This is a genomic window from Rhizobium sp. R339 (assembly GCF_002211395.1).
Classification (GTDB): domain Bacteria; phylum Pseudomonadota; class Alphaproteobacteria; order Rhizobiales; family Rhizobiaceae; genus Rhizobium.
This window is the reverse complement of the sequence record NZ_LOKV01000023.1, coordinates 261,332-284,268: the sequence shown is the minus strand read 5'-3', so window position 1 is coordinate 284,268 and position 22,937 is coordinate 261,332. Positions and strand designations below refer to the sequence as shown.

Below are 22,937 nucleotides of genomic sequence, written 5' to 3'. Positions count from 1 at the left end.
CATTTCAAAAGGGAGAGCACCATGTCGCACAAGCCCGGCCGCGGCCGCATCTATTCCTCGATCACCGAGACCATCGGCAACACGCCGCTCGTGCGCTTCGACAAGCTGGCGCGGGAAAAGGGCGTCGTCGCCAACCTGATCGGCAAGCTCGAATTCTTCAACCCGATCGCCTCCGTCAAGGACCGCATCGGCGTGGCGATGATCGAGAGCCTGGAAGCCCAGGGCAAGATCACCCCCGGCAAGACGGTGCTGATCGAGCCGACCTCCGGCAATACGGGCATCGCGCTGGCCTTCGCCGCCGCCGCCAAGGGCTACCGTCTGATCCTCACCATGCCGGAGACCATGTCGGTCGAGCGCCGTAAGATGCTGGTGCTGCTCGGCGCCGAGCTGGTGCTGACCGAAGGGCCGAAGGGCATGAAGGGCGCCATCGCCAAGGCCGAAGAACTGGCGGAGTCGCTTCCCGACGCCATCATTCCGCAGCAGTTCGAAAATCCCGCCAATCCCGAAATCCACCGCCAGACGACGGCCGAGGAAATCTGGAACGACACCGACGGCACAGTTGATATCGTCGTCTCGGGCATCGGCACCGGCGGCACGATCACCGGCGTCGGCCAGGTGCTGAAAAGCCGCAAGCCCGAAGTCCAGATCATCGCCGTCGAGCCGGCCGACTCGCCGATCCTCTCCGGCGGCAATCCCGGCCCGCACAAGATCCAGGGCATCGGCGCCGGCTTCGCCCCCAAAATCCTCGACACCGGTATTTACGACGAAGTGGTCACCGTCACCAATGACGAGGCCTTCGAACAGGCGCGCCTAGTCGCAAGGCTCGAAGGCGTGCCGGTGGGGATCTCTTCGGGTGCGGCGCTGGCGGCGGCGATCAAGGTCGGCAGCCGTCCGGAGAATGCGGGGAAGAACATCGTCGTGATCATCCCGTCCTTTGCCGAGCGGTATCTGTCGACGGCGCTGTTTGAGGGGCTGGGGGGCTGAGGTAGGCTTGACCTCCCAGCAGATTATCGGAGCGCTTAGGCGCTCCGCTACAATTTCGCGACTGAGCCGGAGGCCGTATTTCAATTGGCTGTGTTAAAGAACCCGCCCCCCTGCTTTCGGGGGCAAGGAACGCAACAAGAACTGGGAACGACAATTACACAACAATGGGTGACTAAACGCTAGCCTTCGTACCCACAAACCAAATGATGGTGGAGGTCCCAACGAGAAAACATAGTGCTGACGCGAAGAAAAATAGGGCACGCCAATAGTTAAGCCGTTCAGCGACGTTGGGGCTCAATAAGACTTTCCGCCTCTCCTCCATCGTCTTCCACTGGATGTCCCAATCGGCCTTCAAGGCGTCGATTAAATTCGGATCGTCTTTGATCTCAAGGAGGAAATCGCGGGTCGCTTGGCTCTTTTCTCTTTCGCGGATGTCACCATTATAAGCCATTATTACCATCTTGGATCCAAAGGCAAAAATGAGGCCAAGGAAATAAATCCACATTGGGAACGTAGGGATTGAGAACTTAATGTTCGAAATCATCCCCGCCACGGCCGCAAGGGACGCCGTGAGCGCTGTTCCATTTGCACCAAAAAGAATCGCGGTGTCGTCTTCGACGTTAAAGAATTTAACTGTCGCCATATCTTTATCTTTCGGGTGAGTTGATGGGTTGGCGTAGCGGTACATCTTAACCACGAACGCTGCCGGGGTCTTGGGCGCTCCTGCACCTCTTCTTCCTACGCCGCAGTTGTCAGCCTTTCGACAGGAATAAATAGGAGATCACTCCGACGAGACGGATGCGACGACTGTCGCTTGCGGCGAGTTCACGGTGTGAACCCGTAGAATCTTAGAAGCGCAGACTCTACGAGCTTTGTTCCAGCAGTGAGCCCGACACCCCATGCGCCCGAGGCTGCTTTCCCGGCCATCTTCCCGATCCAAGCAGTTACCTTCGGACCAAATTTTCCCGGTGCAACAACCTGTTTTTCTTCTCCTACTGCCCTTTCCAATTCGCCAAGATCAACGGGTTCTATTTCGGCTTCCAATAACGCCTTGCGTAGCTCCGCTACGGAGCCTGCCTCGTTCACAATTGAAATTGTTGATTTATCGGCAACGCCCACCAAATTGGCTTGGCCATTTATAGTCGTATTGAAGATCTGAGATAGGTTTTCTTTCATTCCTCGGTCCGTTGTTGTCATACCGACCAGGTCCCCAGCGGTCGGATAGGTTTTGGCCAGTTTCAGGGTAAAATCGAGGACACGTGTTTTTACTATATCGGGAATAGCAAGCGCAGCCATAGTCGAGATCTCACCCCAAAACTGTAGGCATTGATAGTCTTCAAACACCTTATCGTGAAGGAACATCGCCATATTATCGTAATTAACACGCAGGGTACCACTCTCGCTCATGCCCTGCCTATCATCAAGCGTGCTTACCGCTCCGCGAAACTGATAGGTCCCAATATTCGGTCGCTTTGCAATTTTTCCCACGATATGCTGGGGGATCGGGGCATTTGTAATTTGTCGTCCAAACGAGGCAACGAAGTTGCCTTTGAAGTTCATCGACAATCTTCGGTAGTCTGGCACCTCTTCGCTCTCAGGATAGCCGTTTAGTTCGTGTCTGACCCAGTCTTCTAGCAGAAGACTTTCGATTCGCGATGCCAACAAGAGACATTTGCGGAGCAGTGACGAAGTAGTGCTTGCTTGATCCACGGCATCATTCTGAATTTCGTGCAGAAGTCCCATTGACCACCCTAAAATAGCAAAAAAGCGTAGTAGGAGGAGAAAGACATATCACCAACTTACTGTAACGGCATCGTCCTTCTTCCCTAAGCCGCGGCCGACAGCCTCTCCCCGGCAATCCTGTAGGAGATCGCCTCCGCCAGATGCATCCGGCCGACCGTCGGCTTGCCGTCGAGATCGGCGAGTGTGCGGGCGACCTTGAGGACGCGGTGGTAGCCGCGGGCGGAGAATTTCATTTTTTCGGCGGCGTCGCGCAGGAGCTGCAGGCCGCCGGCGTCGGGTTCGGCGAGTTTCTCGATCATGGCGGTCGAGCAGCGGGCATTGGTGCCGATGCCCTTGGCGCCGGCGGCTTCGAAGCGCTGCTGCTGGATTTCGCGGGCGCGGGCGACGCGGCGGGCGACGTCGGCGCTCGCCTCGGCGGCCATCGGGCGGATGAGATCGGCGGCGGAAACGGCGGGTACGTCAATGCGGATATCGATGCGGTCCATCAGCGGGCCGGAGATGCGGGCCTGGTAATCGCTCATGCAGCGCGGGCCGCGGGCGCAGGTATGGCCGGGCTCGCCCGCCATGCCGCAGCGGCAGGGGTTCATTGCCGCGATCAGCTGGAATTTCGCCGGATAGGAGACGCGGTGATTGGCGCGGGCGATGACGCATTCGCCGCCTTCGAGCGGCTGGCGGAGGGCATCGAGCGCCTGCGGCGTGAACTCGGGAAACTCATCGAGGAAAAGTACGCCGTGATGGGCAAGCGAGGCCTCGCCGGGGCGGGCGCGCAAACCGCCGCCGACGAGAGCCGCCATGGTGGCGGAATGATGCGGGGTGCGAAACGGCCGGCGGTCGGACAGCTTGCCGCCGGTGAGCTGGCCGGCGATCGAATGGACCATCGACACTTCAAGCAGCTCGGCCGCCGAAAGCGGCGGCAGGATGGAGGGCAGCCTTGCCGCCAGCATCGACTTGCCGGAGCCGGGAGGCCCGACCATCAAGAGGTTATGGCCGCCGGCGGCCGCGACCTCGAGCGCGCGCTTGGCGCTCTCCTGGCCCTTGATCTCGGCGAGGTCGGGCAGGTTGGCGGCGTTGGCGCGGATGGACGGCTCCGGCCGGGAGAGCACCTGCGTGCCGCGGAAATGATTGGCGAGGGCAATCAGGCTGCGGGGTGCGAGAATATCGACGTCGGCACCGGCCCAGGCGGCTTCCGCGCCGCTTTCGGCCGGGCAGATCAGCCCCTTGCCGAGCGCATTGGCGCCGATCGCGGCCGGCAGAGCGCCAGCAATGGCGGCGATCGTTCCATCGAGATTGAGTTCGCCGACGACGACAAAATCCGACAGCGCATCGGCGGGAATGGCGCCGAGGGCGGCCATCAAAGCGAGCGCGATGGGAAGGTCGAAGTGCGAGCCTTCCTTCGGAAGATCGGCAGGCGCCAGATTGACAGTCACCCGTTTTGCCGGCAGCGCCAGACCGGAAGCATGCAGGGCCGCCTGCACGCGCTCGCGGCTTTCGGCAACCGCCTTGTCGGGCAGGCCGACGATCTGCATTCCGACCTTGCCGGGCGCGATCATGACCTGGACCTCGACCGGCACGCCTTCGATACCCTGAAATGCAACCGTACTGACGCGCGCGACCATCCGCCTACCCCTTGCCCAGCAAACTCTACTTACCGCCCTGCGGCCTTTAAGGCCAGCGGTTGCAATCTTGCATGGAAACAAGAATAAAACAAGAACAGTCGCGGAACATATTCGGACGTATCAAGTGACATTCGGTTGTATCCGATCATGCCCGCGTCTCCGGCTGCGGCCGGGAGGCTCAGCCGCGCTTGCGCTCGATCGCATCCCAAAGCAGGCTGGCGATATCTGCGCCGCCGAACTTCTTGACCTCGCGAATGCCTGTGGGCGAGGTGACGTTGATCTCGGTCATGTAATCGCCGATCACGTCGATGCCGACGAGCAGGAAGCCGCGTTCCCTCAGCGCCGGACCGATGCGTTCGCAGATTTCCTTTTCGCGCGGCGTCAGCTCGGTCGCCTCGGCGCGGCCGCCGACATGCATGTTGGAGCGGCTGTCGTGCTCGGCCGGAACGCGGTTGATCGCGCCGGCGAATTCGCCATCGACCAGGATGATGCGCTTGTCGCCCTTGCGCACGTCGGGCAGATACTGCTGGGCGATGAAGGGCTCGCGGAACAGCTGGCCGAACATTTCCAGCAGCGAGGAGAGGTTGCGGTCGTCGCGGGTGGAGTGGAAGACGCCGGCGCCGCCATTGCCATAGAGCGGCTTCAGGATGATGTCGCCCATCTCGTCGCGGAAGCGGCGGATTTCGGCTGCATCCCTAGTGATCAGCGTCTTCGGCATCAGATCGGCAAATTCGGTGACGAAGATTTTTTCCGGCGAATTGCGCACCCAGGCCGGATCGTTGACGACGAGCGTCTTCGGATGGATGCGCTCGAGCAGATGCGTCGAGGTGATGTAGGCCATGTCGAAGGGCGGGTCCTGCCGCAGCAGCACCACGTCCATGGTCGAGAGATCGACGCGCTCGGACGCGCCGAGTTCGAAATGATCACCCTTGACGTCGCGCAGCAGCATCGGCTCGACGCTGGCAAAGAGCTTGCCGTCGCGAAAGCTCAGGCGCTCAGGCGTGTAATGGAAAAGCTTGTAACCGCGCGTCTGCGCCTCCAGGCTCATCGCGAAGGTGGAATCGCCCGCGATATTGATGCCGGCGACATGATCCATCTGGACCGCTACATTGGTGATCTTGGCCATTTCCGTCCCTCGCTGAATGCCGGACAGATGTAGGTCGGCCCGGTATCAAACGCAACGGCCAATCAAGGGCTTCGCGTTTCCAAGATCCGCATCAGCCGGCCACGATAGCTGTCGAGAATGACGGCAAGGACGATGACGGCGCCGATGACGATCGGCTTGATGTTGTCGTCGGCGCCGAGCAGCTGCAACCCCGTCGACAGGACCTGCAGAATGCAGGCGCCGACCAGCGTGCCGATGATCGAGCCCTTGCCGCCCGAAAGGCTGGTGCCGCCGATGATGACCGCGGCAATAGCGTTCAGCTCGTAGCCGATGCCGGCGACCGGGCTGCCGACATTGAGGCGCAGCAGATAGACCATGGCGGCAATGCCGGCCGTCAGACCTGAGATCGTGAAGACGGCGATCTTGTATTTTTTCGGCGCGTGCCCCGACAGCCGCACGGCCTCTTCATTGGTGCCGATCGCGAAGACGAAGCGGCCGAAGACGGTATAACGCAGCACGAACCAGCCGATGAGCACGACGACGATCGCAATCAGGAAGATCGACGGAAAGACGCCCCAGAAGATCAGGTTGCCGAAATCGACGAAAGGCTGCGGCAGGCCAGTGATCGTGGAATTGTCGCTGACGACGCGGGCCAGGCCGCTTGCGACGTTCAGCATGCCGAGGGTGACGATGAAGGACGGAAGCTTCCACTTCTCGCAGATCCAGCCATTGACGGCGCCAAGGACCGCTCCGGTGCCCATCGACGCCAGCGAGGCCAGCACGATCGCCTGCCACGGAGAAAGCCGCGGATCGATCATGATCGTGGCGCCGATCACCGTGCAAAGGGCAAGCAGCGAGCCGACGGAAAGATCAATGCCGCCGACGAGGATGACGTAGGTCATTCCCGAGGCGAGCACCGTATTGATGGCGATCTGCACGAAGATCTTCAGGAAGTTCTCCGGCGTGGCGAAATAGGGGGCCGTCGCCGAGAAAAACGCCAGGATCAGGACGAGGGCGATGGCGACGCCCGCCTCCTTCATCGAGATCCGGATGAGCTTGTCCCAGAAGCGCGCCTCTTTCGCCTCGGTCTGTTTTTCAATGCTGGCGGACACGGCTGTACTCCTTGTAGGCGAGCGAAAGGATCCTGCTCTCGTCGAATTGTTCCCGCGGTATTTCGCCCGAGATCTTGCCGTCGGAAAAGACGATGATGCGATGGCAAATGCCGATCAGCTCCGGCAGATCCGAAGAGACGACCAGAACACCTTTTCCTTCGGCCGCAAACTTCCACAGCAGTTCATAGATCTCGGCCTTGGCGCCGACATCGATGCCGCGGGTCGGCTCATCGAAGATCAGCACCTTGGGGCCGCGGAACAGCCATTTGGCGATGACGACCTTCTGCTGGTTGCCGCCGGAAAAGGTTCGGACGGCCTGATGGATGGAGGGAGTCTTGATCCTGAGCTCGCGCACCAGGCGCTGCGCGTGATCATCCTCCACCTTGCCCATGATCAGGCCGTTGCGGGAAATCTTGGGGAGATCGGTGATGGTCGAATTTTCGGCGCAGCTCATGTCGAGCATCAGGCCCTGCATCTTGCGGTCTTCGGTGGCAAGGCACAGCCCGGCGGCAACGGCATCCCTAGGCGAATTGATCTCGACCGGCTCGCCATTCAGACGGATTTCGCCTGATGCCTTGACGTCGGCGCCGAAGAGCGCCCGAACCGCCTCGGTGCGGCCGCTGCCGACGAGGCCGGCAATGCCGACGATTTCGCCCTTTGCGACGGAAAAGGACAATTCCGGACTGTTGCGCGTCACCTTCAGGCCGGAGACACCGAGCGCCTCGCCGGATAGGGTGCTGTCGCCTTTGAATATGCCGTGATCCGCAAGCTTGCGTCCGACCATCAGCTCGACGATGTCGGGAATCTCAAGTCCCGGGAGCGGCCGGGTGATCACATGCTGGCCGTCGCGCAGCACCGTCACATCGTCGCCGACTTCGAAGATTTCCTCCAGCCGGTGCGAGATATAGAGCGTGGTGACGCCGCGCCGTTTCAGACGCTTCAGAATTTCAAAGAGGCGATCGACCTCCTTGGAGGTCAGGGTTGCCGTCGGTTCGTCGAGAACGAGAAGCTTGCTTTCGTAGCAAAGCGCCTTGGCGATCTCGACCAGCTGCAGCTGCGCGACGCTGAGGCGGCTTGCCAATGTCGTCGGAGCGACGTCAAGGCCGACTTCTTCCAGCAGTTCCGCCGCCCTGGCGTTCATCGCCTTGTAGTTCACCAGGCCATATCGGCGCGGCAGATGCTCGAACAGCAGGTTTTCGGCAACCGTCAGGTTGGAAAGCGGGTGCAGTTCCTGGTGAATGACACGGATGCCGGCCTTGAACGCCTCCAGGGGCGAGGCCGGATGATAGGGCTTGCCGTCGAATAGAATATGGCCGTCGTCCGGCCTGAAGACGCCGCCGAGCAGATTGATCAGGGTCGACTTTCCGGCACCGTTCTCGCCCAGGAGAACATGCCCCTTGCCGCGGCCGATCCGCATGGAAACATCCTTGAGCGCCACGACGCCCGGGAAGCGCTTGCCGATCTCTTCCAGCCTCAGGATGTCGTTATCTGCTGCGTCTGACACGTCGACCCTCATGCATGCTCTGAACGATCTTGCGCGCAGCCCGCATCGGAGACTTGCAAGCAAGCCTCGTCCGCAGCGATCAGCGCATCAATCGGTTGGTAGCAGTCGGCGCCGGCCCACGGCCGGCGCTTTCTATGGTTTGCAGCCGGGCGTCCCGACTATTTCAGATCCGCCGACGTGACCAGCTTCACGTCGGTCTTGACCCAGCCGGTGAATTTTTCGCCGGCAAGTTCGCGCATGCCATAGTCGATGCCCATGACCGCCATCTGCGCGCCATACTGCTCGACGGTGGCGAGCATCTTGCCATCCTTGATCAGCGGCTGAACCGGCGGAATGTTGTCGAAGCCGACGACCTTGATCTTGCCGGCCTGGCCGGTCGCATCGAGAGCCTTGACGACGCCGAGAGCCATGGAATCGTTGGCGGCCATGACCCCCTGGATGTCCTTATACTTCGTCAGGAAATTGGTCATGACGGTGTTGGCTTCCTCCGTCTCCCAATGGGCGGTCTTGCTGTCGAGAAGGTCGAGCTTGCCCGACTTGACGGATTCCATGAAGCCTTGCTTGCGCTCCTTGGCATTGTCGGCCTCGGGATTGCCCTCAAGGATGACGACCTTGGCGCCCGGGCCCAGATCCTTGGCAAGCGCATCGCCCGCAAGCTTTGCCCCTTCCTTATTGTCAGGGCCGAAGAAAGCCAGATCGATGCCGGCCGCCTTCTTGGCATCGGCATCGAGCGGCACGTCGATATTGATGACCTTGACGCCTGCCTTGACCGCCTTTGCCAGCGGGGTGGCCATCGCCTTCGAGTCGGCGGGCGCGACGACGATGATGTCGTATTTCTGGGTGACGAAGTTTTCGACGGCATCGACCTGAGCGGCGAAATCACGCTCGTCCTTCATGCCGACGGCCTTGAAATCGAACTTGTCCTTGTTTTCAGCCGCATATTTGTCGGCACCGGCCTTCATCTGTTTGAAGAACTCGTTCGACAAGGATTTCATGATCAGGCCGACCTTCGGCTTCTCGGCCGCAAAGGCCGGCGACACGCCGCAGGACAGCGCCAGCACCAGGGTGCCGGCGAAGCCGAGCTTCAAGGCCGCACGGCGCGGTGCATTGATCAAGGCGGATTCATTCTTAAAATTGGACATTTTTCCTCCCGAACGGCCCTGGGCTCAGCTCCATCTGAGTTGCCCGCGGCAAATGAACCGTTTCCAACGCCGAATGGGTAACACGCCTCCAGAAATTGTCAAGCTGGCGAAATCGGTGCAAATCGCTCGCTGTAGCTATATTGATCGCCGCCGGGGAAAGCTGGATGATGAACCGTTTCCATGTAATGTTCGCCGCATCGCCGTGGAAACTGGCCATCGAAATGAACGGCAGCCCTTTGACGAGGGCGGCAAAGACCATTAGCTGAAAGCCTCGATCAGGCGCCTCGGGCGTTCTTTCGAAGGCGAAGATGAAGGGCATCCATTTCTGTCATGTCAAAGGTCGGGATCAGGGACGTTGCCAGGCTTGCGGGTGTTTCCACCGGGACCGTTTCGAGGGTTTTGAACGATCATCCCTCGGTGACGAAGGAATTGCGGGCGCGCGTCGGCGACATCATCAAGGAACTCGGCTACATGCCCGACCCTTCCGCGAGAAGCATGCGCAGCAAGGTCAGCCGCCTCATCGGCATCGTGATTCCCGATCTGACCAATCCGTTCTTCTCGGAACTGGTGCAATCGGCGGAACAGGCGGCGGCCAATCACGGCTATAATATCATCGTCATGACCTCGCTCGATCATGCCGCCAAGGAGGCTGATCGCATCAGACAGCTGACGAGCCGGAAGGTGGACGGCATCATTCTGGTTCCTAGCAATGATTTCCACACGATCAAGCTGCCGAAAGGCTTGCCGATCGTGGTCGTCGACCGTCTCATGCCCGGCTATTCCGGCATCGCCTCCGACCACCGCAACGGCGTTCGTCTCGGCGTCGAGCATCTTCTGAAGCTCGGCCATCGCCGCATCGGCTTCATTTCGGGACCTGGAGATTCCGTCCCGGCCAATGACCGCCTCAAGGGCTATCTTGACGCCATGGAACAGGCGGGCGGCCCGAAACTGGCCGGACCGCCGCTGATCGCCGAGGCGGCGTTCGACTACGAGAGCGGCCGTTCCGCAGGAAATTATCTTCTGGCGCGCGCCCGCAACGAGCGGCCGACGGCGATATTCGCAAGCTCGGACCAGCAGGCGATCGGCTGCATGAGGGCGGCCCACGATCTCGGAATCCCGATTCCGGCAGCGCTTTCCATCGTCGGCTTCGACGGCATCCCGCTCGCCAGCATGACGACGCCGCGGCTGACGACGGTGAAACAGCCGATTCAGGATGTCGCCGCAGCCGCAGTGGCCGTTCTTTTGAACAAGCGCACAGCGCCTGCCCTCGACAATCCGATCCTGTTTCCCTGCGAGCTTCTGGAGGGGGAGACGACCGCGCCGCCTCAGCCCGATTAACGCATGACCGGCCGCCACCGGCGGCTTATATCAGGCGGCGATGCCCTGGTTGCCGCCATTGCGCAGCATGTTGCGGAGACGATAGGCGATCGCCAGGGGCTTCGGGAAAGGCTTGCGCAGGAAGGCAACCTTGCGGACGTAGTTGTCGACCCGCCAGCTTGCCCAGGTTCCGCCTGCGAAAAAGGCGACGTCGCCGACGCTGAGGGTTCGCTCCGTCCCGTCCTCGGCGGTGATATGGACCTCGCCTTCGAGGATCATCACGGTCTCGTCCCAGCCGAAATACCAGCGGAATTCGCCCGCCGTGCAATCCCAGATCGCCGTCAGCGATGCTTCGTCATGGCCGCGCGAATGCTCGGCGGTGCGGGCCTCGGGATTGCCGCTGATGATCCAGTCCGGATTGATCGGCGTCGATTTCAGCGGCAGCATGTCGCTCGCATGGGCGACGAAGGATTTCCCGGCCGGCTTCAGCGCGACATAAGGCACCGATCGCGCCGCCATGGCGACCGCGCTTGCAAGCATCATCTTCAAGGCCATGAATCAACCCCCAATTGCCACCCTACCAAGGCGGGAGATAGCAGAGAGTCGTAAGGAGGCCGTTCAAGCCGGAAGTAAAATTTTAACGATCTCGAACTGTTGAACCGAAAAGGCACTGGGCGAAAGCACGTCGCGATCTTTGCACGACGGGCTTTGGAGCATGATGTCGTCCGAAAACCGCTCACACTTTTCGGCATCATGCCCTAGAAGGCATCCGGAAAGTGCCGCGGCAGCCGGCCGGGCATGATCGCCACAATATCGTAGCGCTGCGAAAGACGGGCATGATCGGTCTGGCGGGCGAGCCAGAGGTCGCTTGCCGCCCTTATGCGCTTCTGTGAGGCGATGGAGACGGCATCGACGGCCGCCGCCTCGCCATGGCGGGCCTTGACCTCGACGAAGACGGCGAGATCGCCCTTGCGGGCAATGATATCGATCTCGCCCAGTTTCGTGCGGTGGCGCAGGGCGAGGATGCGGTAGCCCTTCAGCATCAGGAAGACGGCCGCGGCATATTCCGACACGCGGCCGCGGCGCAGCGCCTTCCTTCTGATGGCGGCAAGATTGTTATCGCCCATCGGCGTCCTTCATCTCCAGCAGGCGCTGATAGAGCAGCTTGCGCGGCAGACCAGTGAGACGGGCGGCCTCGGTCGCCGCCTTTGCCGTCGGCATGGTCTTCGAGAGATCGGCGAGCATGGCTTCGACATCGGCTGCGGGCGTTTCCGCCGGCTCCGGCGGACCGACGACGAGGACGATCTCGCCCTTGACGTTATCCACCTCCTGATAATGCGCGGCAAGCTCGGCCAGCGTGCCGCGGCGGAACTCCTCATAGGTCTTGGTCAGTTCGCGGCAGACGGAGGCCGGCCGGCCGCCGCCCAGCACATCGGCCGCGGCGAGAAGCGTCGCGCCGATGCGATGCGGCGATTCAAAGAAGATCAGCGTCGCGGGTGCTGCGGCAAGTTCGCCGAGACGGTCACGGCGGGCCTTGTCCTTGACCGGCAGGAAGCCCGCGAAGAGAAAGGCGTCGTTCGGCAGGCCGGAACCGACAAGGGCCGCGAGCGGCGCCGAGGCGCCTGGAATGGGGATGACGCGATAACCTGCCTCAATCGCCTGCTGCGCAAGCCGATAGCCGGGATCGGAGACGAGCGGCGTGCCGGCATCGGAAACCAGCGCCACCGAGCGGCCCGCCTCCAGCGCCTGCAACAGCCGCGGCCCGGCCTCGTCGGCATTGTGCTCGTGATAGGCGAAGGGGCGGTTCTGGATGCCGTAGCGATCGAGCAGGACGCGGGTGACGCGCGTATCCTCGCAGGCGAGCACGTCAGCGCCGGCCAGCGTTTCCAATGCGCGCAGCGTGATGTCGCCGAGATTGCCGATCGGGGTCGCCACCAGATAGAGCGCCGGCTCCAGCGGCCGCGCCGGCACTGCCATATTGTGCAGGCGGAAGCTTTTCCGGCCGGCGGCTTCCGCTGTCGTTTCCTCATTCATGCCGATTGCTTTCCGTCCCGCCGGCGCCTTGCCGGTTCATCGGCCTTTATGGGCGAGCGGCACTGCTTCGGCAAGGGTCCGGATTTCTGTGAGGATTGCTCCGGAAAACCTGAAATGCGGGCACGGAGCCGTCCATGCCTCTTGCAAACCGGTGCTGAAGTCTGCCATTTTGCCCGTCCACTCCCCCGGCCTCAAGTCGGGACAGGCATTCTTCGGGTGCTCGAAGCGCCCGGACAGTCACGGTCGAAAGCGGTAGCATCCCATGCGTATTACTATTGAGCGGTCAAACCTGTTGAAATCGCTGAACCACGTCCACCGCGTGGTCGAACGTCGCAACACGATCCCGATCCTGTCCAACGTACTGCTCAAGGCCGACGGCCAGAACCTCGACATGAAGGCGACCGACCTCGACCTCGAGATCACCGAGGCGACGCCGGCGAGCGTCGAGCAGGCCGGCGCCACCACCGTTCCGGCCCATCTTCTCTACGATATCGTGCGCAAGCTGCCCGACGGTTCCGAAGTGCTGCTTGCCACCAGCACCGACGGCGGCTCGATGACCGTGCAGTCCGGCCGCTCGAAATTCTCGCTGCAGTGCCTGCCGGAATCGGACTTCCCCGATCTCACCGCCGGCACCTTCACGCATTCCTTCAAGCTGAAGGCGACCGATCTGAAGATGCTGATCGACCGCACGCAGTTTGCGATCTCGACCGAAGAGACGCGCTACTATCTCAACGGCATTTTCTTCCATACGATCGAGAGCAAGGGCGACCTGAAGCTCAGGGCAGTCGCCACCGACGGCCACCGCCTGGCGCGCGCCGATGTCGATGCGCCCTCGGGCTCGGAGGGCATGCCCGGCATCATCATTCCGCGCAAGACGGTCGGAGAGCTGCAGAAGCTGGTCGACAACCCGGAAGCGATCGTGACCGTCGAAGTTTCCGACGCCAAGATCCGCATGACGATCGGCTCGATCGTTCTGACCTCGAAGCTGATCGACGGTACTTTCCCCGACTATCAGCGCGTCATCCCGACCGGCAACGACAAGGAAATGCGCGTCGACTGCACGACCTTCGCCCAGGCCGTCGACCGTGTCTCGACCATCTCCTCCGAGCGCGGCCGCGCGGTGAAGCTGGCGCTTTCCGACGGACAGCTGATGCTGACCGTCAACAATCCGGACTCCGGCAGCGCCACGGAAGAAGTCGCCGTCGGCTACGATACGGATTCGATGGAAATCGGCTTCAATGCCAAGTACCTGCTCGACATCACCGCGCAGCTTTCCGGTGAGGAAGCAATCTTCCTGCTGGCCGATGCCGGCTCGCCGACGCTGATCCGCGATACCGCCGGCGACGACGCGCTCTACGTGCTGATGCCGATGCGCGTCTGACGGGAACGAAGGCGCCTATTTTCGGTTTTCCTCCTGTGGAACAGGAGGATGCCAGAATGAAGAAGACGGGAGCGGTGCGCATCGGCATATCCGGCTGGACCTATGCGCCCTGGCGCGGCCAATTCTATCCCAAGGGTCTGCCGCAGAAGCAGGAGCTTTCCTACGCCGCTCGCCACTTCCGTTCGATCGAGATCAACGGCACGTTCTACGGATTGCAGCGGCCCGAAAGCTTCGGCCGCTGGCGCGACGAAACGCCCGAGGATTTCGTCTTCGCGGTCAAGGGCTCGCGCTTCATCACTCATATGAAGCGATTGCGGGAGATCGAGACGCCGCTTGCCAATTTCCTCGCCTCCGGCCTGTTGCGGCTCGGCCCCAAACTTGGGCCTATCCTCTGGCAGTTTCCGCCGAACATGGCCTTCGACCCTGATCGTTTCGAAAATTTCCTGTCGCTGCTGCCGCATGACCACGATGCGGCGACAGCGCTTGCGAAACGCCATGACGGCCGTCTCAAAGGACGAGCCTGGCTCAAAAGCGACGCCGATCAGCCGATCCGCCATGCTTTCGAGATCCGCCACGACAGCTTTCGCTCGCCCGCCTTCATCGAGATGCTGAGGCGTCACAACGTCGCGCTCGTCTGCGCCGACACGGTGGAGTGGCCGCTGTTGATGGACATCACCGCCGATTTCATCTATTGCCGCCTGCATGGTTCCGAGCAACTCTATGTCAGTGGCTATGAGGATGAAGCGCTCGATCTGTGGGCCGAGCGCATCCGCGCCTGGGCGAAGGGCAGAGAACCCGAGAACGCGACGCGGGTGCTGGAGCCGCTGCCGGCGCGAGCCAAGGGCCGGGACGTCTATCTTTATTTCGATAATACCGACAAAAAGCTGCGCGCACCCATCGACGCCGATCATCTCAGCGACAGGCTTGCGGATCTCATGCCTCGATCCGACCGGAAGGCGGCATGAGCTGTTGATGCCGGTGTCTTCGTTGCGAAAATTCTTGTCCTGACAGCGACAAAGAGCATATTAACACAGTCGATCAACATGCGGATGGGTGGAGAATGCGCTTAAGGGTCAAGGTGAGGGAACACCTCGGGAAGAAATTCGATGAAGAAATCCGTTTCTTCCGGGGCATGATGCAGGGACCGAAGACGGTCGGCTCCATCGTGCCGACCTCCTCCATCACCGCCAAACGCATGGCAAGCGTCATCAACCTCAATTCCGGCCTGCCGGTGCTCGAACTCGGGCCGGGCACGGGCGCCATCACCAAGGCCATTCTCGGCCGCGGCGTGAAGCCGGACAATCTGGTCGCGATCGAATATTCGACGGATTTCCACCAGCATCTGCTCCGGACCTATCCGGGCGTGCACTTCATCAACGGCGATGCCTTCGACCTCAAGACCACGCTTGGCGCCTTCGGCGACCAGACGTTCGATTGCGTCATCTCGTGCATTCCGCTTCTGAACTTTCCGATGGAGATGCGCATCTCGCTGCTCGAAAGCCTGCTCGACCGGCTGCCGGCAGGCCGGCCGGTGGTGCAGATTTCCTACGGCGCGATTTCGCCAATCGCCGCCAATCCCGACCGCTACCACATTCAGCATTTCGATTTCGTCGTCCGCAACATCCCGCCGGCGCAGCTCTGGATCTATCGGCGCGGCTGATGTTCGGGCTCTATATCACCCATCCGCAAGTCAAGATCGATGCTGATGTCCCCGTGCCGAAATGGGGGCTTTCCGATATCGGCGCGGCGCGCGCCCGCAAAGCAGCCGAGAGCGGCTGGGTCAAACAGTTGCGGCGCATCATCTCCAGCGACGAGACGAAGGCGATCGAGACGGCCGAGATTCTGGCGGAAGCCTCCGGCGTGACGATCGAGATTGTCCACGCCATGCACGAGAACGACCGTTCGGCCACCGGCTTCCTGCCGCCGCCGCAATTCGAAGAGGCGGCCGACTGGTTCTTTGCTCATCCCGAGGAAAGCTTCAAAGGCTGGGAGCGCGCCATCGATGCGCAAGCACGCATCGTCGGGGCGGTGAATGCCGTGCTCGCCACGCATGATGCGACAGCGCCCATCGCCTTCGTCGGCCATGGCGGCGTCGGTACGCTGCTCAAATGCCATCTGGCGGGCAAGGCGATCGACCGCGACCGCGACCAGCCGGGCGGAGGCGGCAATCTCTATGCTTTCGGCCTTGCGGATCGCCGCCTATCATGCGACTGGACAGCCATCGAAGACTGGCGGGGGTGAGTTGAAATGGACGCACGCGAGCGGCTGATCGTCGGCCTGGATGTTCCAACGATCGGCGAAGCGGAAAGACTGGTTTCCACGCTCGGCGACGACATTCTCTTCTATAAGATCGGCTATCAGCTCGTCTTTGCCGGCGGCCTGGAATTCGCCCGCGATCTTGCCGCAAGCGGCAAGAAGATCTTTCTCGACATGAAGCTGCTCGACATCGACAATACGGTTGCATCAGGCGTCGAGAACATCGCCAAGATGGGCATGTCGATGCTGACGCTGCACGCCTACCCTAAAGCGATGAAAGCGGCGGTCGAGGCCGCGGCCGGTTCCGGCCTCTGTCTGCTCGGCGTGTCCGTGCTCACCTCGATGGATTCCGATGATCTTATCGACGCCGGCTACAGCCAGGATCCCCACAGCCTGGTGCTGCGCCGTGCCGCTCAGGCGCGCGCGGCCGGCATGGGCGGCATCGTCTGCTCGGCTGCGGAGGCGGCCGAGGTGCGCGAGATCCTCGGGCCCGACATGGCGATCGTCACACCCGGCATTCGCCCGACCGGCAGCGACAAGGGCGACCAGAAGCGGGTGATGACGCCCTTCGACGCGCTGAAGGCCGGCGCCACGCATCTCGTCGTCGCCCGGCCGATCGTCAAGGCGCCCGATCCGAAAGAGGCGGCCCGCGCGGTCCTCAACGAGATGGTGAGCGCGCTCTGGCCGGCAAACCGCTGAATTAAAAGCAGAGAAGGAGGAAACCATGGCTAAGGGATATTGGATCGCCCGCGTCGACGTTCGCGACGCCGAGCGCTATAAGGATTACGTGGCGGCGGCAAAGCCCGCCTTCGAAAAATACGGCGCGAATTTCCTGGCGCGCGGCGGCGCCTTCACCGAACTGGAAGGCAAGGCGCGCGCTCGCAATGTCGTGATCGAGTTCCCCTCGATGCAGCATGCGGTCGACTGCTATAATTCACCGGAATACCAGATTGCCGCGAAAATCCGCCAGGAAGTGGCGGATGCGGAAATGGTCGTCGTCGAAGGCGTCTAGAGCGCCGTGCGTCCTTTCGGACGCACAAAGGACGCTTGAGCACTTTGAATCCAAGCATCGTGCTTTCCGAAAATCGATTCCGATTTTCGGAAAGCACGATGCGTTAGGCGGCTTCACATCCCGCAAACTCGCAGCGCGATGGGCCTTCCCGTCGCGCCGGGATTCGGCTAAGACGGGGCCGATCAGCATCCTGCAAAGCCTTTCGAGGAGCCTGCCATGACCCTTGCCAACCTGCCGCCGCTCGTTACCGTGTTCGGAGGGTCCGGCTTCGTGGGCAGGCACGTGGTTCGGGCGCTCGCCAAGCGCGGTTATCGCATCCGCGTCGCCGTGCGCCGCCCGGATCTCGCCGGCTTCCTGCAGCCGCTCGGCAATGTCGGCCAGATTTCCTTCGTTCAGGCGAACCTGCGCTACCGCAGCTCGATCGACCGTGCTGTCGACGGTGCGAGCCACGTCGTCAACTGCGTCGGCATTCTGCATGAGACCGGCCGCAACACCTTCGACGCGGTGCAGGAATTCGGCGCTCGGGCGGTTGCCGAGGCGGCCCGCGGCGCCGGCGCCACGCTCGCCCATATTTCGGCGATCGGCGCCAATGCGCATTCCGATTCGGACTATGGCCGCACCAAGGGCCGCGCGGAAGCAGCCATTCTCTCCATCAAACCCGATGCGGTGATCTTCCGCCCGTCGATCGTCTTCGGACCGGAGGACAGCTTCTTCAACAAGTTTGCCGACATGGCGCGCATGTCGCCGGTCCTGCCGCTGGTCGGCGGCGGCAAGACGAAGTTCCAGCCGGTCTATGTCGAGGATATCGCCGAGGCCGTCGCCCGCGCCGTTGACGGCAAGGTCGCCGGCGGCAAGATCTATGAACTCGGTGGGCCCGAAGTGCTGAGCTTCCGCGAATGTCTCGAGATGATGCTGAAAGTGACCTGCCGCAAGAACCCGCTCGTCTCCCTGCCCTTCGGCATCGCTTCGCTGATCGGCAGCATCGCTTCGCTTGTTCCTTTCATCACGCCGCCGATCACGCCGGACCAGGTGCGCCTTCTCAAGCACGACAACATCGTCTCGAGGGAAGCCGAGGCGGAAGGCCGCACGCTGAGCGGCCTCGGCATCACGCCAACCATGCCGGCATCGGTGCTTGAGTCCTACCTCGTGCAGTACCGGCCGCACGGCCAGTATACGGGCTCCGGCAAGGCCGCCTGATCATCATCCCTTGGGTTATTGATAGCGCCGTCCGCGCATGCCGCGGGCGGCGTTTTGCCGTCGGTCGCGGCACGCAAAGCCGGCGCAAGTTTGCGATGTTTTCCTGCCGCCATATTGAGCGGCGTTGCATAAAAGACGCATCGGAAATTTTGTGGAATTAACGCCAAATTTAGCAGGAACGTTTATTGCTATTTGTCATTCCACTGACTACCAAACCCGCGCGTCCTCGAAAGGACTCAACGCCTGCGAAAAGCGTGCGGCAATCACTGTGAAAGGCATTTCTCGATGGGCAAGTCAATCGCGCTCCTGTTTGCGTGTGCGGCGCTGGTTATCCTTGCAGGCTCCTTCGTTGCGCCCGGTTCGGTCGCGGCTGTGAAGGGCGACTGCTCGCCGGCTTACGGCGTCGATCCTTGCTCTACGGCCTCGATCGCCCATTGACGAAAATGCCGGGCTTATCGGCATCCTCATAGAGACGAGCAACGGTCGAAGCGCCTGAAAAAGCGCGCTTCCAAATGAATGCTCGATCTTGCCCGCCGCGAGACGGCGGCAGGCATCTGCCTCTCAATTTTATCCATCTGAAAATCGGCCCCCTACCCCCTCATCGCGTGTCCGTTCGCGAGGCCGCCCCGATATTGCATTCGCGCCTGGGAGCTGCGCGAATGCGATGAGAAACCGGTTTTAGGGGATCAGGCCGCCGGCGGCCATGCCGAGCAGCAGGACGCCGAGAATGATCCGGTATACGGCAAACAACGTGAACCGGTTGCTCCTGATATAGGCGAGCAGCCATTTGACGGCGATGAAAGCGACGATCGTGGAGGCGACGAAGGCAATCCCGAGGGACGTCCAGTCTTCGCCGGCCGCGCCGCCGTCCCTGAAGGTCTTCAGCAGCTCATAGCCGCTCGCGGCATACATTGTGGGGATGCCGACGAGGAAGGCGAATTCCGTGGCCGCGGCGCGATTGCCCGTGCCTGCCAGCATGGCGACGAAAATCGTGGCGCCGGAGCGCGACGTTCCCGGGAAGATGCCGGCAACGATCTGGGCGATACCGACCAGAATGGCGACCAGCCAGGTAATCTCTTTATGGGGTGGCCTGCGTGCGGCAGCCCATTCCGCGAAGATCATCCAGATGCCGCCGATGATCAGAGCCCAGGCGATCGGTGTCGCCGTCTCCGGCAGCTCGAAGCCAAGCTTCTTGACGACAAGGCCCAGGATTGCGGTGATGAGAAAAGCGACGATCAGCTTGGCGGCATAATCGCGATTCTGCGGCTCCCGCCAGCCGAGCACGAGATCCACCAGGCGACGCCAATAAATGATGGTGACGGCGAGAATGGCGCCGGCCTGAATGACGATATTGAACATATCCGACCGGTGCCCGAGCCATTGCTCCACAATGATGAGGTGGCCGGTGCTCGAGATCGGCAGAAACTCGGTGATCCCCTCTACGATACCGAGGATAATCGCATTGATATAGTCCATAAATTGTCTCCGGTTTAAAGGTCGTTCGGACCGGGCATTTCCCGCTGGAAATGCTCCAGGCTGCGCTTGAGCCGATCAGGCGCTGCCTCTATCCGCGTGCGTAAGAAGCGTGTTTTATCCCCTCTCAGGTGGTGTGAGATCCGATTCGCTTGTATTGCCCCGGCCAAGCTCCTATAGCTTCAACCAATGAGTCATGACTAGGGCGCTATAAATGAGCTGCCGCACAGTCCTGTAACAGCAATCATAAAGCACGAGTATCGATGCCCACGCTTTATCACCATCCCATGTCATCCGCATCTCGCTTCGTCCGGCTGATCCTGGCGGAATATGGCTATCAGGCGGATCTGATCGAAGAGCAGACATGGGAGAAGCGCCGGGATTTCCTGGCCCTCAATCCTGCCGGCACACTGCCTGTTTATGTCGACGACAGCATGCGCGCGCTCTGCGGCGCGACCGTCATCTCCGAATATCTGGACGAGACGCACGGCGTGTTGAAGCGCGACCGGCGGCTGCTTGCCGAGGACCCTTTCCAGCGGGCGGAGATCCGCCGGCTGACCGAGTGGTTCATGCAGAAGATGGAAAATGACGTGACGAAGCCGCTCGCCCGAGAGCGCGTCTATAAGTTGCAGATGACATCCGATCAGGGTGGCGGAGCGCCTGATTCCAAGATTTTGCGCACGGCCCGCGCGAATATCCGCCAGCATATGCGCTATCTCACCTGGCTCGCCGGCTCGCGCCAGTGGCTGGCGGGAGAGCGAATGAGCTATGCGGATCTTGCCGCCGCCGCCTCGATCTCGATCCTCGATTACCTCGGCGAGATCGAATGGGCCGACGCGCCTGTCGTCAAGGAATGGTACCAGCGGCTGAAGTCGCGCCCCTCCTTCCGGCCGATGCTGACGGAGCGCGTGCGCGGCCTGACCCCGGTTTCGCATTATGCCGATCTGGATTTCTGACGAGGGCGCTTCATGCCCGACAATGATGATAAAGAGCGCCGCCGCCGCGACAATTTGACCGAGTTCGTCAGAGCGGAATCTGCCGCCAAGGGCTTCGATCTCTGCCGCATCACGCGTCCGGACGCAATTCCGCAAGCCAAGGAACGTCTCGGCGAGTTCATCGACGCCGGGCGCCACGGGACGATGGACTGGATGGCGGAGACGCGCGACCGGCGCGGCGACCCCCGCACACTCTGGAGCGAGGTTCGCTCCGTCGTCGTCTTCGGCCTCAATTACGCGCCGGACGAAGATCCGCGCGGCATCCTCGGCAAGCCTGATAAAGCGGCGATATCGGTTTATGCTCGCAATCGCGATTATCATGACGTCATCAAGGGCCGCCTGAAGGAGATCGCCACGCGTTTTGCGGCGCGGGCGGGCGCCGATGTGAAAGTCTTCGTCGATACCGCGCCCGTCATGGAAAAGCCGCTGGCGGCGGCCGCCGGCCTCGGCTGGCAGGGCAAACACACCAATCTCGTCAGCCGCACGTACGGCTCCTGGCTGTTTCTCGGCAGCATGTTCACCACCGCCGATCTCGCCGTCGACGCACCCGAGATCGATCATTGCGGTTCCTGCCGCGCCTGTCTCGACATCTGCCCGACTGCCGCCTTCCCGGCGCCCTACCAGATCGATGCGCGCCGCTGCATCTCCTATCTCACCATCGAGCACAAGGGACCGATCGATCCCGATCTCCGGCCGCTGATCGGCAACCGCATCTATGGCTGCGACGATTGTCTTGCCGCCTGTCCCTGGAACAAGTTCGCCAGCGCCGCTTCGGAGATGAAGCTGAAGGCGAGAGAGGATCTGCAGGAACCGTCGGTCGCCGTTCTGCTGACCCTCGATGATCCCGCGTTCCGCAGCTTCTTCAGTGGCTCGCCGGTGAAACGGATCGGCCGCGACCGCTTCATCCGCAACGTGCTGATCGCCGCCGGTAATTCCGGCGAGAGAACGCTGATCCCGCAATGTCGCATGCTCGCCGGTGATGCCTCGCCGGTGGTGCGGGGGATGGCGGTGTGGGCGCTTTCGCGGCTGATGGAGGCTGGCGAATTTTCGTCCTTTGCCGCACAAAGGGCTGAGGAGAGCGATGACGACGTGTTGAACGAATGGCGGCTGGCGGGAGTGGGCTGATGCATGTGATGATTTTTGGCTGCGGTTATTCCGGCATGGCGATCGCCAAGGCCTTCGCTGGTGAGAATGTGCGCGTGTCCGGCACGACGCGCTCGGCGGAAAAGATCGAAGCGCTCCGCCGCGCCGGCATCGAAGCATTCCTGTTCGACGGCGAAACCATGGAAGACCGGCTCGTCGAAGCCTTGGCTGATGTCACCCATCTCGTGCAGTCGATCGCCCCGGGGAAGGCCGATCCGCTGCTGCGGCTGTTTGGCGAAAACGGCGCAAGCCTGCCACCCGGGCTTGAATGGATCGGTTATCTCTCGACCGTCGGCGTCTATGGCGATCACAAGGGCGCATGGATCGTCGAGGAAACGCCATGCGTTCCCGTCTCCGGGCGATCGAAGGAGCGGCTCGAAGCGGAAGAGGGCTGGCTGGCAATGGGCCGGGAGCGCGGCGTACCGGCGGCGGTGCTGCGTCTTTCCGGCATTTACGGACCGGGCCGCAATGCCTTCTGCAATCTGGAAAAGGGCACGGCGCGGCGCCTGATCAAGAAGGACCAGGTCTTCAACCGCATCCGTGTCGAGGATATCGGCGCGGCGACGCGCTTCCTGTCGGACCAGCGCCTCGGCGGCATCTATAATGTCACCGACGATCGGCCCGGTCCGCCGCAGGATGTGATCGTCGAGGCGGCCCGGCTGATGGGCGTCGAGCCGCCGCCGGAGCAGGCGTTTGAGACCGCCGAACTGACGCCGATGGCGCGCTCCTTCTACGGCGAAAACAAGCGGGTTTCGAATGCGAAACTCAAGGCCGCCGGCTTCGAATTCTCCTTCCCGAACTATCCGATGTCGCTTGCGCAATTGTGGCGGGACGGCTGCTGGCGGGGTTAGAGCCCAAGCGTTTCATATAACCAACATCAGCACCCAAAATGAGTAGGAAATACCTACTTTCCCCATTTGGCG

The 22,937-nt window shown here is 61.6% G+C and carries 25 protein-coding genes; 13 read left to right on the top strand and 12 right to left on the bottom strand.

The features are described from left to right. The first annotated feature begins 21 nt into the window (after positions 1-21). Positions 22-984, top strand: coding sequence for a cysteine synthase A (cysK, locus tag ATY76_RS20655; RefSeq protein ID WP_088676578.1), 963 nt, complete (start codon positions 22-24; stop codon positions 982-984). A 172-nt stretch (positions 985-1,156) separates the two neighbouring features. On the opposite strand, the gene ATY76_RS20650 is transcribed toward cysK, so the two are convergent. The 8 genes from ATY76_RS20650 to ATY76_RS20615 all read right to left on the bottom strand — a co-directional run bounded on the left by ATY76_RS20650 (position 1,157) and on the right by ATY76_RS20615 (position 9,525). Next, the gene (locus ATY76_RS20650) at positions 1,157-1,672 is read right to left on the bottom strand and encodes a hypothetical protein (protein ID WP_088676577.1); all 516 of its coding nucleotides are present in this window, start codon (positions 1,670-1,672) and stop codon (positions 1,157-1,159) included. Positions 1,673-1,809: 137 nt separating this feature from the next. Then, the gene (locus ATY76_RS20645) at positions 1,810-2,727 is read right to left on the bottom strand and encodes a hypothetical protein (RefSeq protein ID WP_141105030.1); all 918 of its coding nucleotides are present in this window, start codon (positions 2,725-2,727) and stop codon (positions 1,810-1,812) included. A gap of 83 nt (positions 2,728-2,810) precedes the next feature. Further along, positions 2,811-4,343, bottom strand: a complete 1,533-nt coding sequence (locus tag ATY76_RS20640) for a YifB family Mg chelatase-like AAA ATPase (protein ID WP_088676575.1) — start codon at positions 4,341-4,343, stop codon at positions 2,811-2,813. A 178-nt stretch (positions 4,344-4,521) separates the two neighbouring features. Continuing rightward, positions 4,522-5,469, bottom strand: a complete 948-nt coding sequence (gene gshB / locus ATY76_RS20635; protein WP_088676574.1) for a glutathione synthase — start codon at positions 5,467-5,469, stop codon at positions 4,522-4,524. Positions 5,470-5,531: 62 nt separating this feature from the next. After that, entirely contained in the window at positions 5,532-6,560 is a 1,029-nt protein-coding gene (locus ATY76_RS20630) for an ABC transporter permease (protein ID WP_088676573.1), read from the bottom strand. Continuing rightward, positions 6,544-8,076 (bottom strand): sugar ABC transporter ATP-binding protein, encoded by a 1,533-nt coding sequence (locus tag ATY76_RS20625; RefSeq protein ID WP_088676572.1) that lies wholly within the window; start codon positions 8,074-8,076, stop codon positions 6,544-6,546. The genes ATY76_RS20630 and ATY76_RS20625 overlap by 17 nt, the downstream gene beginning before the upstream one ends. 146 nt (positions 8,077-8,222) lie before the next feature. After that, positions 8,223-9,206 (bottom strand): sugar ABC transporter substrate-binding protein, encoded by a 984-nt coding sequence (locus ATY76_RS20620; protein ID WP_088676571.1) that lies wholly within the window; start codon positions 9,204-9,206, stop codon positions 8,223-8,225. Beyond that, the gene (locus tag ATY76_RS20615; RefSeq protein WP_088676570.1) at positions 9,193-9,525 is read right to left on the bottom strand and encodes a hypothetical protein; all 333 of its coding nucleotides are present in this window, start codon (positions 9,523-9,525) and stop codon (positions 9,193-9,195) included. The genes ATY76_RS20620 and ATY76_RS20615 overlap by 14 nt, the downstream gene beginning before the upstream one ends. An 11-nt stretch (positions 9,526-9,536) precedes the next feature. Between ATY76_RS20615 and ATY76_RS20610 the strand changes: the two genes are divergently transcribed. Continuing rightward, complete coding sequence (locus ATY76_RS20610; protein WP_088676569.1) at positions 9,537-10,544, top strand: LacI family DNA-binding transcriptional regulator; 1,008 nt, start codon at positions 9,537-9,539, stop codon at positions 10,542-10,544. A gap of 30 nt (positions 10,545-10,574) precedes the next feature. On the opposite strand, the gene ATY76_RS20605 is transcribed toward ATY76_RS20610, so the two are convergent. From ATY76_RS20605 to rsmI, 3 genes are all read right to left on the bottom strand, one after another. Then, positions 10,575-11,078: a cupin domain-containing protein gene (locus ATY76_RS20605; protein ID WP_088676568.1), complete on the bottom strand. Its 504-nt coding sequence runs from the start codon at positions 11,076-11,078 to the stop codon at positions 10,575-10,577. Positions 11,079-11,281: 203 nt separating this feature from the next. Further along, positions 11,282-11,650, bottom strand: a complete 369-nt coding sequence (locus ATY76_RS20600) for a YraN family protein (RefSeq protein WP_088676567.1) — start codon at positions 11,648-11,650, stop codon at positions 11,282-11,284. Then, entirely contained in the window at positions 11,640-12,557 is a 918-nt protein-coding gene (gene rsmI, locus ATY76_RS20595; RefSeq protein WP_088676566.1) for a 16S rRNA (cytidine(1402)-2'-O)-methyltransferase, read from the bottom strand. Before rsmI ends, ATY76_RS20600 begins: the two co-directional genes overlap by 11 nt. Before the next feature lie 262 nt (positions 12,558-12,819). Between rsmI and dnaN the strand changes: the two genes are divergently transcribed. From dnaN to ATY76_RS33775, 8 genes are all read left to right on the top strand, one after another. Continuing rightward, positions 12,820-13,938 (top strand): DNA polymerase III subunit beta, encoded by a 1,119-nt coding sequence (dnaN, locus tag ATY76_RS20590; RefSeq protein WP_088676565.1) that lies wholly within the window; start codon positions 12,820-12,822, stop codon positions 13,936-13,938. A 56-nt stretch (positions 13,939-13,994) separates the two neighbouring features. After that, entirely contained in the window at positions 13,995-14,903 is a 909-nt protein-coding gene (locus tag ATY76_RS20585) for a DUF72 domain-containing protein (protein WP_088676564.1), read from the top strand. A gap of 95 nt (positions 14,904-14,998) precedes the next feature. Further along, entirely contained in the window at positions 14,999-15,598 is a 600-nt protein-coding gene (pmtA, locus tag ATY76_RS20580; protein WP_088676563.1) for a phospholipid N-methyltransferase PmtA, read from the top strand. Then, positions 15,598-16,179, top strand: a complete 582-nt coding sequence (locus ATY76_RS20575) for a histidine phosphatase family protein (RefSeq protein ID WP_088676562.1) — start codon at positions 15,598-15,600, stop codon at positions 16,177-16,179. Before pmtA ends, ATY76_RS20575 begins: the two co-directional genes overlap by 1 nt. Before the next feature lie 6 nt (positions 16,180-16,185). Continuing rightward, a complete protein-coding gene (pyrF, locus tag ATY76_RS20570) occupies positions 16,186-16,893 on the top strand; it encodes an orotidine-5'-phosphate decarboxylase (protein WP_088676561.1) in 708 nt (235 codons plus the stop codon). Between the two features lie 25 nt (positions 16,894-16,918). Then, entirely contained in the window at positions 16,919-17,206 is a 288-nt protein-coding gene (locus tag ATY76_RS20565) for a DUF1330 domain-containing protein (RefSeq protein WP_017966663.1), read from the top strand. 216 nt (positions 17,207-17,422) lie between these two features. Continuing rightward, entirely contained in the window at positions 17,423-18,403 is a 981-nt protein-coding gene (locus tag ATY76_RS20555) for a complex I NDUFA9 subunit family protein (RefSeq protein ID WP_088676559.1), read from the top strand. Between the two features lie 285 nt (positions 18,404-18,688). Continuing rightward, the gene (locus ATY76_RS33775) at positions 18,689-18,841 is read left to right on the top strand and encodes a hypothetical protein (protein ID WP_088676558.1); all 153 of its coding nucleotides are present in this window, start codon (positions 18,689-18,691) and stop codon (positions 18,839-18,841) included. Between the two features lie 240 nt (positions 18,842-19,081). Here ATY76_RS33775 and ATY76_RS20545 read toward each other — a convergent pair whose 3' ends face one another. Beyond that, positions 19,082-19,879 (bottom strand): undecaprenyl-diphosphate phosphatase, encoded by a 798-nt coding sequence (locus ATY76_RS20545; RefSeq protein WP_088676557.1) that lies wholly within the window; start codon positions 19,877-19,879, stop codon positions 19,082-19,084. 260 nt (positions 19,880-20,139) lie between these two features. Here ATY76_RS20545 and ATY76_RS20540 point away from each other — a divergent pair, with 260 nt between their 5' ends. Genes ATY76_RS20540 through ATY76_RS20530 form a run of 3 tightly spaced genes read left to right on the top strand, consistent with a single transcriptional unit; the run spans position 20,140 to position 22,865 of the window. Continuing rightward, positions 20,140-20,832: a glutathione S-transferase family protein gene (locus ATY76_RS20540; RefSeq protein WP_088676556.1), complete on the top strand. Its 693-nt coding sequence runs from the start codon at positions 20,140-20,142 to the stop codon at positions 20,830-20,832. A 12-nt stretch (positions 20,833-20,844) separates the two neighbouring features. Beyond that, positions 20,845-21,996: a tRNA epoxyqueuosine(34) reductase QueG gene (queG, locus tag ATY76_RS20535; protein ID WP_088676555.1), complete on the top strand. Its 1,152-nt coding sequence runs from the start codon at positions 20,845-20,847 to the stop codon at positions 21,994-21,996. Then, positions 21,996-22,865 carry an SDR family oxidoreductase gene (locus ATY76_RS20530; protein WP_088676554.1) on the top strand — a complete coding sequence of 290 codons (870 nt, stop codon included), beginning with the start codon at positions 21,996-21,998 and terminating at the stop codon, positions 22,863-22,865. Before queG ends, ATY76_RS20530 begins: the two co-directional genes overlap by 1 nt. Positions 22,866-22,937 lie beyond the last annotated feature (72 nt).